The sequence below is a fragment of the Methanobacterium veterum genome (genome assembly GCF_000745485.1).
GTDB lineage: Archaea > Methanobacteriota > Methanobacteria > Methanobacteriales > Methanobacteriaceae > Methanobacterium_D > Methanobacterium_D veterum.
Genome location: NZ_JQJK01000009.1, coordinates 21,829 through 35,363 on the forward strand (window position 1 = coordinate 21,829; position 13,535 = coordinate 35,363).

The 13,535-nt window shown below is 35.0% G+C and carries 11 protein-coding genes; 6 read left to right on the forward strand and 5 right to left on the reverse strand.

The genetic code is table 11. The annotated features are described in order from the left end of the window. Positions 1–256 precede the first annotated feature (256 nt). The gene (locus tag EJ01_RS03730) at positions 257–628 is read right to left on the reverse strand and encodes a hypothetical protein (RefSeq protein ID WP_048082025.1); all 372 of its coding nucleotides are present in this window, start codon (positions 626–628) and stop codon (positions 257–259) included. Beyond that, positions 625–1,401 (reverse strand): ParA family protein, encoded by a 777-nt coding sequence (locus tag EJ01_RS03735; protein WP_048082024.1) that lies wholly within the window; start codon positions 1,399–1,401, stop codon positions 625–627. Before EJ01_RS03735 ends, EJ01_RS03730 begins: the two co-directional genes overlap by 4 nt. Positions 1,402–1,763: 362 nt before the next feature. Between EJ01_RS03735 and EJ01_RS03740 the strand changes: the two genes are divergently transcribed. Next, entirely contained in the window at positions 1,764–1,985 is a 222-nt protein-coding gene (locus tag EJ01_RS03740) for a peptidoglycan-binding domain-containing protein (protein WP_052375818.1), read from the forward strand. Between the two features lie 13 nt (positions 1,986–1,998). Here the strand turns inward: EJ01_RS03740 and EJ01_RS03745 are convergent, their stop codons facing one another. Next, the gene (locus tag EJ01_RS03745; RefSeq protein WP_048082023.1) at positions 1,999–3,831 is read right to left on the reverse strand and encodes a threonine--tRNA ligase; all 1,833 of its coding nucleotides are present in this window, start codon (positions 3,829–3,831) and stop codon (positions 1,999–2,001) included. A 202-nt stretch (positions 3,832–4,033) separates the two neighbouring features. Continuing rightward, positions 4,034–5,275: an MgtC/SapB family protein gene (locus EJ01_RS03750; protein WP_048082022.1), complete on the reverse strand. Its 1,242-nt coding sequence runs from the start codon at positions 5,273–5,275 to the stop codon at positions 4,034–4,036. Between the two features lie 358 nt (positions 5,276–5,633). Here EJ01_RS03750 and ilvD point away from each other — a divergent pair, with 358 nt between their 5' ends. The 5 genes from ilvD (at position 5,634) to EJ01_RS03775 (ending at position 12,120) form a co-directional block, all read left to right on the forward strand. Then, complete coding sequence (gene ilvD, locus EJ01_RS03755) at positions 5,634–7,289, forward strand: dihydroxy-acid dehydratase (protein ID WP_048082021.1); 1,656 nt, start codon at positions 5,634–5,636, stop codon at positions 7,287–7,289. Between the two features lie 208 nt (positions 7,290–7,497). Further along, positions 7,498–7,896, forward strand: a complete 399-nt coding sequence (locus EJ01_RS03760; RefSeq protein WP_048082020.1) for a signal peptidase I — start codon at positions 7,498–7,500, stop codon at positions 7,894–7,896. 104 nt (positions 7,897–8,000) lie between these two features. Continuing rightward, positions 8,001–8,399 carry a signal peptidase I gene (locus EJ01_RS03765; protein ID WP_048082019.1) on the forward strand — a complete coding sequence of 133 codons (399 nt, stop codon included), beginning with the start codon at positions 8,001–8,003 and terminating at the stop codon, positions 8,397–8,399. Positions 8,400–8,874: 475 nt separating this feature from the next. Beyond that, a complete protein-coding gene (argS, locus tag EJ01_RS03770; protein WP_048082018.1) occupies positions 8,875–10,557 on the forward strand; it encodes an arginine--tRNA ligase in 1,683 nt (560 codons plus the stop codon). Positions 10,558–10,692: 135 nt separating this feature from the next. Beyond that, on the forward strand, positions 10,693–12,120 hold the full coding sequence (locus tag EJ01_RS03775; protein ID WP_048082017.1) for a M48 family metallopeptidase: 1,428 nt from the start codon (positions 10,693–10,695) through the stop codon (positions 12,118–12,120). A 470-nt stretch (positions 12,121–12,590) separates the two neighbouring features. Here EJ01_RS03775 and argF read toward each other — a convergent pair whose 3' ends face one another. Then, complete coding sequence (gene argF / locus EJ01_RS03780; protein WP_048082016.1) at positions 12,591–13,499, reverse strand: ornithine carbamoyltransferase; 909 nt, start codon at positions 13,497–13,499, stop codon at positions 12,591–12,593. Positions 13,500–13,535 lie beyond the last annotated feature (36 nt).

The window sequence follows — 13,535 nt, forward strand, 5'->3', positions numbered from 1 at the left end:
AGTTATAACTTGGAAGTTATAAGTTAAATCTTACAACTTGTAACTTATACCTAATCACTTATAAGTGATAACCAGTATAGTAGAAAATGATCTTCAAATCTTGCCATAAAATTATATGATTTGTACAGGATCGATCTAACTTAGCACCCCAAACTCTTCAACTTGGGGTGTTAAAAATAATTATCTAATTTTAAAGCTTTAAAATTGAAAAATAGAAGAAAATCTTGGGATTTCTCTTACAATCCATGATTATAGTTTACAGATGTTCTTCAAACATTTCCCAAATTTCAGGGTATTTTTCCTTTACCGCTTCTTCCATTAAAAGTGATGCTTCACTGCTGATGCTGAACTCAGGTTCGGTTTTCCTTAAAAATCTCAACACTGCGGCAGTTCTAGCAGACCAGAATGAAACTCGAGGATTTTTCTGGACATCTTCTAAAATTGCATCTATTATTTTCTGGTGGATCACATTTACTTCAGCAGACTCTTCTATACTTTCCACTGGTTCTTTTGCGACGATTTCTTCTTTAGCAGTTTCAGTTTCAGAATCTTTAACATACTCTTTACTGATCAATGCATCTAACCCTCGTCCAAGTGCTCCGCCCTGTTTTTTATCAGATTTAGTCATTTTGCAGCCTCCATAGCAATTATTTCTTCTGCAAGTTCCATATATGCAGTTGAACCCTTACATTCCTCATCATAAAGGACACCTGGTTTTCCGTGGCTTGGGGCTTCTGCCAGTTTAACATTTCGAGGAATACTGATTTCAAAGATGTTTTCTTTCTCTCCAAAGTATTCTTTAACGTTTTCATACACATCTCTTCCAAGCCTTGTTCTGGAATCATATAAAGTAAGTAAAATACCTTTTATATTACATGGGCTGTTTAAACGGTTTCCTACAAGTTTCATAGCCTCCATAAGATCTGCCATTCCTTCAAGCGCGTAAAATTCCGCCTGAATTGGGATTATTACACTGTCAGATGCTACTAGCGAATTTATGGTAAGTACCCCCAGGGATGGAGGAACATCAATCAGGATATAGTCGTAAGAGTCTTTAATATTCTCTAAACGTTCATTTAATATTGAATGAAACCCTATTTCGCCGCTTAATTCAATTTCTGCACCGCTCAATGCTATATTACTTGCAACAAGATCCAGTCTATCGATTCCTGTTGGGATGATTGCTTCTTCTACGGGGTTTTTTCCTGTTAATGTGGTGTAGATAGTTTTTTCAATCTCACTTTTAGGTATTCCAAAGCTTGTTGTGGCATTACCCTGCGGATCAATATCTATTAATAAAACTCTTTTATTATTAAGTGCTAAAGCTGTTGATAAATTAACTGCAGTGGTTGTTTTTCCACAACCGCCTTTTTGGTTAAGTATTGCAATTGTTTCGCCCATAAACTTTTCTCCTTTGTACTTCTAAATTTTAAGTTATAACTTATAATTTTTAAAGCTTTCTAAATGAATGGAGATATAACGAAATTAATCAGGATTTACTTAAAAAATAGAATACATTATGGACTTATGGTAAATTTAGTGATACTGCAAAAGTTAATAGAATATAACTATTTCCATATACGCTAATTAACTTGAAAATAGCCGCTTTTAAACACATATCCCTCAAAAATTATCATAATAAAAAATTATAATGCTTAGAAATAATTATCCTCAAGAGATTATTTATTAAAAAATGGTATAATTTTATTAATTTTTAATTATAAAATAACACGTGTAAGATCAGATTTTAAGGAGTGTTAAATATGAAACATATATTAAAAGAAGGAGACACTGGAAGACAGGTAAAGGATATACAGCACTGGTTAAATGCTCATGGTTATAAAGCTGGAGAAGAAGATGGTATTTTTGGAGAAAAAACCCGTGATGCAGTTATACAGTTTCAGAGTGCTAAAAAAATTGTTACTGATGGTATAATTGGTTCTCAGACACAACTAACCATTGAAAGAATAGAAAAAGAAGAATAATTAATAGAGTTAATTAAAAATTAACTCTTTTTGAAAGCCTTAAAGGTAACGGCAGCTTTCTAAATGGCATTCCTTTAATTTCATCGTGAATTCTCGCAATTAACTCATCCTTATCCATCGATACTTTTTCATTGGTTTCACGGATGTTTACATTAAACTGGTCTTTTTCAAGTTCATTATCTCCAATTACAATAGTATAGGGAACCCATTCTTTTCCAGCATTTCTTATCTTTTTACCTACTGTTTCAGACCTTTCATCAACATCTACCCTTATGTTACTGTCCTTCAGGTATTCAGCAAGTGAAAGGGCAAAATCGAAATGCCTTTCTGCAATTGGAAGCACCCTTACCTGAATTGGTGAAAGCCATACAGGCAGCATAGGCATCTTTTTGGGGTCTTCTCTAAGTTCAATAGCAGTTTTTTCAAGTAAACTACCTATAACACGTTCTATACTTCCTGTTGGGCTGCAGTGGATGATTATAGGATATTCTTCCTCTTCTTTTTCATTGATGTAGTTTATATCAAACCTTTCAGCACTTTCAACATCTATCTGTATTGTAGGGTTTTCTATAGGTCTTCCAAGATAGTCAATAGCTGCAAAGTCCATCTTGGATATCCAGTAATGCTTACGTCTTGGTAAAATTTCAAGAAGCATTGGTTTTCCAACCTTTTCTGCCGCTTTATACATCCATTCCTTATTTTCATCGAAAAAGTCCTGTGTTGCCCTGAAAATAACCTCGTAGTTTACATTAAGGTCATCTCCAGTCTGCATGCACATATCAATTTGCCTTTCAAATTCTTCCATGGACTGAGGTATATCCCTACATACGGAGTGGAAATCAGGCATGGTAAACCCTCTAAGTCTCTTAAGACCTACAACTTCCCCTCTTTTTTCTAATCTAAAACTGTATGTTGAAAGCTCGTAAAGCCCAACTGGAAGGTTTTTCCAGGTTAAAAATGAGTCTGAAAGTATTCTAAACGCTCCAAAACAGCATGCAAATCTTAACATAAGCTCTTTTTTAGTACCCATCCTGTACTGCCTTTCTCCAAATTTATCAGCATGTGTACGTATTGCTTCATCTGCAAGGTCGTACATTATTGGAGTTTCAACAGGCATTGCCCCGTATTCAGTTACAAGGTTGTAAACGTAGTCTGAAAGGAGATCACGGATTAATCTCCCTTTAGGGTACCAGCGTAAATGGCCGACATCTGCAGAGGGCTCGTAGTCTGAAAGTCCCTTCTCACGCATTAATTTAACGTGAGGTGGTTCTTCACCAGAAGACTCCATTTTACCGAGTTCGTACATCATCAATTTTCTGAGATCTTCGTTTTCATATTCATATCCTTCAGGGTCTGAAAGTTCTCCTTTATTTAAAATGTACCATTTTGAAGGTTCTTCTTCCGCTTTTTCTTCTTCTTTAGGTTTTACAGTTATGGTCCTTGATAGTTCAGATAATGGATGCCCTTTACATGATATTTCAAATGACTTGTACCAGCCGAATGGAATTCTTGAGACTGCAACCCCTTCTTCTTTTAATTTAGATTCCATACCCTTTAAAATATTCTTTGCAGCATCTGGAGAGCTCAAAGATGAACTTAAATGAGCATATGGATATATAATTACATTATCCGGTTTTACCTGGCTTGAAACGTTCATTATTTCAGATACAGCACTTTCAATTATTGCATCTGCATCTTTTTCATCTTCCCTTTCAACTGCAGTAAAAACCACTAAAGCGTTGTCAAATTCGCCGCCTTTCTTTTCATCTTCTATTTTTTCCGCTATTTTTGTTTTGGATTTTGTTTTGTACCTTAAATAATCAGAGTGAATCAAAAGTATTCGCATTTTCTCACCTGTAAACTGAAATAGTTATAAAATGATTCTAAACTTTAAAATCAATAATTTGCTTGATATTATTTTATTTCAACTAATGAATTATTAGTCATTACAATTTAGGTTTAGAGTATTTAAATTTTTATTGGATCACTAGTGAATGTTTTTGATTATCAAAATTATAGTCGTGCTAATTAACAAACCAAATAATCATTTAAATAAAAAACACTGCAATAAGTCCAGTTGCAATGATTGCAGCAAAAATTACGCCTATTATTTGTCCAAAGCGCCTTGTACCAATAAATAAAGCTATTCCAAATTTCATTACAGTGTTAGAAATAGCTGCAATTGTTATGGCTGTTACTGCTACATCCGGTGAGATGGTAGTCTTTGCAAGAAGCGCCATACTTATGGTTATAGCATCAACATCAGCAACACCGGATATAATACTTGCCACATAAAGGCCGCTGCTTCCAAAATAGATATCTGCAATTTTTGACATGAAAAGAATGATTAAAAACAGAACTCCAAATAGGAGTGCGGGTCTAAGGGAAAAAGGGTTTTTAAATTTGATTTCTTCCCCAACTTCCTTAACTTTTGTAGTTTTCCATGCCAGTACTCCGAGTGCAATCCCTAAAATTCCCATGCTTAACATCGGGACCATAAGAAGGGATACCAGATCGGGGTTTATAACCAGTACTTCAAAAAGAATCCTTAAAAACATCATAGAACTAGCAATAATAGTTGCAAATACCGCTGCCCTTATAATAAACTCACTTTCCTTAACTCTTGATGCCATTGCAGTTGTAACTGCAGTACTTGATACCAGGCCTCCCACAACTCCAGTTAAGCCCAATCCTCGTTCTGCCCCAACTAATTTCATCATTACGTATCCGGCATAACTTATTGCAGAAATAAAAACAACTACAAGCCATATTTGATATGGATTGAATACATCCAGGGGTCCCATCGTTTGATCAGGAAGTAATGGAAGAATTACAAATGCAATTATAAGGAATTTCAGGGTATTTATTAACTCTTTTTCACTTATTTTTCTTACAAATTTGTGTATATATGATTTTGCCGCCAGTAGAGCTGTTATTATAATTGCAAATATTGGAGCTATTTTTATTCCATCATCAGTGTAACATAATGCACCTAAAATAAAAGTAAGGAGAGCTACAACCTCAGTTGTAATACCCATGTCCCCAGTTTCCCGCGTGCTTACCATGTAACTTAAGCCTACAAGCACGATTAAACCTAAAAAAGATATAACTAAAAAATTAGGATAAAATTCATTTATATACACTGAAAGTATTCCAAATAATGCAATTAAAATAAATGTCCTGATACCTGCAAATTCACTTTTATTTACCTGTTTTCGTTCCCTTTCAATTCCAATTAACGCCCCAATTGCTAAAGCAATTAAAAATTTTAAGACGATATCTATATGCATACTAATAATCTGTTTTTTGATCTATAAGTAATGAACCTCAAATCAAACGTAACATTATAACCTGCCCAACCTGTTGAATTCCATAGTTTGTACTTATAAAATAACTAGAACTGCCCTGTACATTTAAACATCAAATCATATTGCAAATGATAAATAGAAATTTGACATAAGATCATTTTATATCAATAAAAATAGAATACAGTACATTTATAATACATAAAAAGAAATTAATATGATTATATTTAAAGATATTAATACACTAATTCTATTAATCAAAAATAACCGTTTAAATAGGATTAAGTCAGTATTATTCGTTATTTGTAAAATATATCTTAAATAGAAGTTTTATGGTGATTCAATGAGAAGCGATGCTATTAAAAAAGGATTACAAAAAGCTCCCCATAGATCTTTACTTAGAGCATGCGGAGTAACAGATGAAGAAATGAACAAACCATTTATAGGTGTTGCAAATAGTTTTACCAGTATAGTACCCGGACACATTCACCTTAATGAAGTAGCTGATGCAGTTAAACAGGGAATAAGCGAAGCAGGCGGAGTACCTTTCGAATTTAATACAATGGCGATTTGCGACGGCATATCAATGGGCCATGAAGGAATGAAATATTCCCTTGCTTCAAGGGAGATAATAGCAGATACGGTAGAAAGTATGGCACAGGCCCACCAGATGGATGCGCTTGTATTAATCCCAACATGCGATAAGGTAGTTCCTGGAATGTTAATGGCTGCAGCAAGGCTTGATATACCTTCAATCGTTGTTACAGGGGGGCCTATGAAACCTGGTGAGTTTAAAGGTAAACCTGTAGATTTCATATCTGTTTCTGAAGGTGTTGGGGCAGTATCATCTGGTAAAATGACAGAGGAAGAACTTGACGAGCTTGAAAGATGTGCATGCCCAGGAGCAGGTTCATGTGCCGGCCTTTTCACTGCAAACACAATGGCATGCGTAACAGAAGTATTAGGAATGAGTTTACCATACTGCGCAACAGCCCATGCTGTTGACGCTAAAAAAAGACAAATAGCACGCCAATCTGGAGCCAAAATAATAGAACTGCTGGATAAAAATATAACTCCATCTAAAATAATGACTCAAGAAGCATTTGAAAATGCTATAGCAGCTGATCTTGCGCTCGGAGGATCATCAAATACTACTTTACACATTCCTGCAATAGCAAGCGAACTAGAAGATAAAGGAGTTAATATAACCATTAATTCATTTGATGAATTTAGTAAAAAAATTCCGCACATAACCAAACTACGCCCATCAGGAGTTCACAGCCTGTTGGATTTAGACAATGCCGGAGGCATACCTGCAGTTTTAAAGGTAATCGAAGACAAAATAAACCAGGATACTCTAACATGTACTGGAAAAACCCTTGGTGAAAATATTAAAGATGCAAAAGTTGCAGATGAAGAAGTTATAAGGCCGTTAAGTAATCCTTACAGTAAAGAAGGAGGACTTGCAATATTAAAAGGCAACTTAGCTCCAAGGGGATCTGTAGTTAAAGTAGCAGGTGTAAATGAAGATATGAAAGTACACACCGGTCCAGCGAAAGTCTTTGACGGTGAAGACGCGTGTGTTACTGCAATTTTTAACCATGAAATCAAAGAAGGGGACGTAGTTGTAATAAGATACGAAGGACCAAAGGGCGGCCCTGGAATGCGTGAAATGCTGAACCCAACTTCCGCAATATCTGGTATGGGGTTAAAAACAGTTGCACTTATAACCGATGGAAGATTCTCCGGCGGGACAAGAGGACCTTGTATTGGACACATATCTCCTGAAGCCATGGAAAAAGGACCAATAGCTGCCCTAAAAGATGGAGACATTATAAAAATAGATATGAATAACGGAATTCTCGAAGCTGAAGTTGAAGACAAAGAACTTAAAAAGAGGCTTGAAAATGTAGTAATGCCAGATAAAAAGGTTAAAGGCTGGCTTTCAAGATACAGAAAAATGGCAAGTTCTGCAGATAAAGGAGCTGTTTTAAGGTAATTATAATAAAAGATTAATTCTTTATCTTTCCTTTTTAAATCCAATTTTCATACTTTAATCCGAATATAATCTGCCTAAAATCGCAGGGCCAGTAAGTTTATGTTACTTGACTTAATAAATCACATAATATTAAAAAATAATATTTGGGCAAATCTATAAATCATTTAAAGTCCATAAATTTAGACAAAATCCTTGATAGAGGGAGAAAGTGAATTATAAAGAAATAGCAACTTATATCGTGATCATACTCATTGGAATAGTTGTAGCGCAGCACATGAACGTTGTTGTCTCAGGAAGTATGGAACCCGTAATGTACAGGGGAGACATAGTTATCGTAGATCAAAACCCAAGCAGCGTCCAGGTAGGAGATATAGTTGTTTACAAAGCAACATGGGTCAATGAAGATGTAATCCATAGAGTCAAAGAGATATACAAAACCTCTAATGGAAGCACGTATCTCATAACAAAGGGAGATAACAACCCCGTGCCCGATCCATACCCCGTACAATACCCCGACCAGGTGGTTTCAAAAGTTGTATCCATAAATGGACAACCCCTAATTATACCTAAAATAGGGTATATAACACTGTGGATTAGAGGATTATAACAAAATCAACTGGCAAGTTCTTTTTTATTGCCAATGTTCAATAAAACTTAATTTCTTAAAAATATTTTAAATTAAGCTATAATGCCCTTAATAAAGGTGAAAAAGTGAATTATAAAGAAATAGCAACTTACATTATAATTATACTCGCAGGAGTGATCATAGCGCAACATATGAATGTTGTTGTCTCTGGAAGTATGGAACCCGTAATGTACAGGGGAGACATAGTCGTAGTAGATCAAAACCCAGCCAGTGTCCAGGTAGGAGATATAGTTGTCTATCATGCAACATGGTTTCCAGAACCTGTAATTCACAGAGTTAAAGAGATATACAAAACGTCTAATGGAAGCACGTATCTCATAACAAAGGGAGATAACAACCCCGTGCCCGATCCATACCCCGTACAATACCCCGACCAGGTGATCTCAAAGGTCGTTGATATAGGTGGCACACCCCTGATTATACCTAAAATAGGGTACATAACGCTGTGGATTAGAGGATTATAACAAAATCAACTGGCAAATTCCTTTTTATTACCAGATATACTTTTTTTTAAAAATTTTATCAAACTTTGAAAACCGACAAAAATCAGAGCATGCAAACACTCCTTGTTTGATGTGTCAAATCGGAGATTTGACAACATTCGAAAATTCATAGAATTTTCGATGCATGCGCAAAATGGAATTTTTCGCTGTTACGAAATTTTCAATTTCGTAAACGTCAAAATTGAAAATTTTTACAGATTTAGAAAGTTTAAAAAAATTCGTAAATTTTTTGAAAATACTTTTTAATAGGCGTGACAATATCTTAATTTAGAGAATTTTGAAAGATTATTAATAATTACTATATTTAATTTCAAAAATATTTTTACACTGCATTTACATTAAAAGTTGTATATGCTAATGAAATTCTCATGCAAATATATAATATACAACTTTTAATATTGAAATAAATGCATTATAATGATTATACGGTGAATCTATGTACAGGATGTTAGAAAAAGAAGCAGTTAAATCTTTAGAAAGTGCAATTGAATCTTTAGGATATGAAAAACCATCTGAAATTAAAGTTGAGGAACCTCCGAATGCAGATCTGGGGGATCTTGCATCAACAGTGTCATTTCAACTTGCAAAACAGCTTAAAAAACCGCCCATGGAAATAACCAAGGACATTTTAAATGTTATAGAAATTCCTGAAGTTTTCAGGTCTGTAGAAATGAAAGGTCCCTACATCAATTTCTTCATAAACTATGAAAACTTTTCAAAACTGGTTTTAGACTCCATAGATGAAAATTACGGGCAATTAGAAGACAAAAATAAAAAAATAATCCTTGAACACACATCAGCAAACCCTAACGGGCCATTACACATTGGCCACGTTAGAAATGCAATAATAGGAGATTCTTTAGCAAGAATATTACGTTCTGCAGGGTATAACGTGGAAACTCAGTATTATGTAAACGATATGGGCCGGCAAATAGGTATAATCGCATGGGGATTACTAAATTTTGATTTTAAAATAGAAGAAAAAGAAAAAGTAGACCATGAAATTGGAAAAATCTACTTCCAGATAAATGAAAAATTACGTGCCGACGAGAGCCTTAAAACAGAAGTTAGTGCACTTTTAAAAAGATATGAAAGCGGTGCCGATCCAGAACTTGAAAAAGTCTTTAAAAATATTGTAGAAAAATGTATAAGCGGAATTGAATCAACATTAAACGATTTAAACATTTATCACGACGCTTTTGTCTGGGAAAGCAAGTTTATAAGAAACCAAGCCGTCAGCGGAATTTTGGACAAACTAAGCAAATACACTAAAAGAAATGAAGTTTTATACCTCCCCCTTGAAGATTACGGCATAGAAAAAGAGCTTGTACTTACACGGTCCGATGGAACTTCTCTTTATTCCACAAGAGACCTTGCATATCACCTTGAAAAATCAAATAACTCTGATGAAATGATAGACATTTTAGGATCCGACCATAAGCTTGCAGTGGATCAGATAAGTGTTGCACTTAACTTATTAGATGGAAAAAGCCCAGAAGTCGTATTCTATGAGTTTATAACTCTCCCTGAAGGTTCAATGTCTACACGAAGAGGAGTATTTATTTCAGTGGATGATCTTGTTGACGAAGCTGTAAACCGTGCCCTTGCTGAAATTAAAAAGAGGAGATCAGATTTAAGTGATGAAGAAGCCCTTAAAATTGCTACAGATATAGGTATAGGCGCTATAAGGTACTTCATAGTCAAATTATCTCCAGAAAAGCACATAGTGTTTAAATGGGAAGAAGCCCTCAGTTTTGAAAGGGGATGCGCATCTATTCAATACGCCCATGCAAGGGCATGCAAACTGCTTGAAAAAGCAGGTTTTGATGCAGGTATCGATACTCAAGACCAGGTATTGAACCATCCTTTTGAAATAGAACTTGTAAAAATGCTTTCCAAGTTCACCTCTATTATTGAAGAATCAGCGAAAATTAACAGGATACATCCTCTTGCACAGTATGCTATGGATCTGGCAGGGACATTCAACAGGTTCTACAAGTCTGTTCCAGTAATAGGTGCAGAAGAAGAGGTTACAAGGTTACTTTTAGTGGATAAATCAAGGATAACCATTAGAAACTGTCTTGATCTTATGGGAATAAATGCACCTGAATCCATGTAACCCTACGTTGTTCCTTCAATATTCCAATTTTCTTCTTTTTCATTAATTGAAATATGAATCCCTTTTTAAAAAGAAAAGATTCTAAATGCGTTTTCATAAATTATTTAACTTATAAAGACAAATAATAATTATATAATGATTGAAATCCCTGAAACTCAAACTTTTTTAATTGATTTTGATATATCCCCAGAATACCACGACGAAGTTCTAAGTTTTATTGATGAAAATTATCTGATGGTTAAGCCTGAATACTTCTCAAATGTGAAAATAATAAGAGAAAATGATAGTAATCGATTATTATTTACAGCAAGAGATCCTACAAAGGGTTTTCAGATAGAAGCAGAAGTTAAATCAGGGAATCCTGTAGAACTCACATTAATACCGGGTGATGGAACTCCGTCTAAATTTACAGAATCAGTTAAAGACGATATTTACTTCATGGTTCATTTATTTGAAGATAACATCCGCAGTTCAACCATTTATTTTTCATGGGTGGAAGGGGAAAGAGTTATACCAGAACAGCCCCCTACATCCAAAAAACGCACTGGAGACCAGCTTTTTACCAGCAGCCTTCTCTTAGTTTACATCCTGTTTTTTGCATTTAACATTGTCCTGTTCTTCTTATTGGGATTATACTATGCAGTGGCCCTCATCTTACTTTCTCAATTTGTAATTGTTCTTTTTTCAAATAAAATCCTTGCATACGGGAATAAATGGAATGTTACCCTTCAAAATCCTTATGTCCACATATTAGAATACCAGCTGCCCTTTAAAGAATTTAAAGAGTTTCAGGAAAAATTTGGAAAAGAAACTGTAACACAGATAAAAAAGGAAATCTACGACAGGACATTTAACCAGGGCATAAAACCAACCTGCAAGCTTGGAGACGAAGTTCTGGAAAAGTACGGCTTCAGCTGCAATCCATACCGCAGCCTGTATAAAACTGTCAATGTGTACGACATCGTTAAAAAAGCTGCCGATAGTTTTGGTCTGCCTATGCCTAAAATCGTGATCTCAAATACCATGATTGCAAATGCAGCAGCCACTGGTCCTACCCCAAGTAAAGGACTTGTACTCATTACAACCGGTTTACTTGTTCAATTAAATAAAAATGAAATATTAAGTGTTTTAGGCCATGAAATGGGGCACCTTCAAGGAAGAGACCCTTTAATATTATTCAGTATAATCTCCGGCGAGTTCATATTGAGATTCACAGTCCTGTTCCCTATTGTAATTATTAACCCCATAATATACATAATAGTAATTATGGCCCTGATTTTCTTCGTGGGCAAGTTCTTTGAGACCAGGGCAGACCTTTTATCAGCCATGAAAATAGGTCAGCCGGACGTACTTGCAGAGGCGCTTCGAAAAATAGCATACCAAAGACTTCAAATGGAAAAGGTGGGATCTAAGATTCCAAGATGGCTGTCATGGGACACTCATCCTCCTGTTTATTTCAGGATTGACAGGCTAAAAGGCATGCAAACACCTGTAAGATCTAAAAATCCGTTGATACAGTCTGCAAGAGATGTTGTGAATGGTTTTCTTGCCTCGTTTAGATAAAAATAGTAATGTATAGGCAGTTTAGGGTTTTACTTAATTTACTTCCAGATATGATACTTTAAACCATTATTCAATTTTTAAATAGAACTCATTTTAGAATTCTTAAAATTTTATAAAATTTTGGAAAAATTAATCGATGATACGAAGATTACTTTTAAAAAAAATTTGGGTGACTGGGATATTAGATAATCACGATTATTAAGTTCTTTCATGCGTTTTAAATACCTTAAAAATAAAAATTAGAAATTCATTTTGATTCCCGATCTCCACAGCTCAAAACCGAAGGTTTTGAGCGAGGATTTTTTTGATCAATCCTTTTTTTTGAAAAAAAGGTTGTCTCGTTAATACAGTCTGCAAGAGATGTTGTGAATGGTTTTCTTGCTTCATTTAAATAAATTAGAAAAAGTGATTTAAAATTTAAAAAATAATATTGAATTAGAAAAAATAATTATATTAAAGAAATATCTGGATTATTTCTTCCCCAGTAATTTGTAAAGCACCGCTTTCTGGGCGTGGAGCCTGTTTTCAGCCTGGTCCCATACTGCGGACTGGGTGGAATTAAGCATGTCTGCGGTAATTTCCTGTCCCCGAATAGCCGGTAAACAGTGCAAAATAATTGCGTCTTCATTTGCCGGACCCATAAGGTCTTTGTTTACCTGATAATCTGCAAATGCATTGAGTCTTTTTGAAGCCTCTTCCTCGTCTCCCATACTGATCCATACATCAGTATAAACAGCGTCGGCACCTTCAACTCCAGCTTCAATATCATTAACTATTTTAAGTTCTGCACCAGTTTCTTCAGCGTATTTTTTGGCCTTTTTAAATATTTCCGCATCAGGTTCATATCCCGGAGGGCATACTACGTCCATGTCCATCCCTACAAATGCGGATGCAAATAATAATGAATTACAGACGTTGTTTCCATCTCCAACAAAGGCAAGTTTTACATCAAAACTATTTTTCTTTTCATATATGGTTAAAAGGTCTGCAAATGCCTGACAAGGATGTTCCTTGTTTGTAAGACCATTAATAACCGGTACATCAGAATACCGTGAAAATTCTAAAACATCATCATGTTCCTTGGCCCTGATCATTATTCCATCAACATATCTACTCATAACTCTGGCGGTATCTTCCACTATTTCACCACGACCAAGTTGAAGGTCTTCTCTAGATAGATAAAGCGCATTTCCACCGAGCTGATACATTCCAACTTCAAAAGATATTCTAGTCCTTGTTGATGCCTTCTCAAAAACCATAGCAAGTGTTTTCTTAGCCAAAGGCTCTCCAGGGATTTCTCCATTCTTAAATTTTTTAGAGAGATCCAGTATTTCATTTACATGATCCCTGGCATCTTCCATTGATAAAAGATGATTCATATTTTCACTCCAAATTGTATTCATTATGCCTTATTT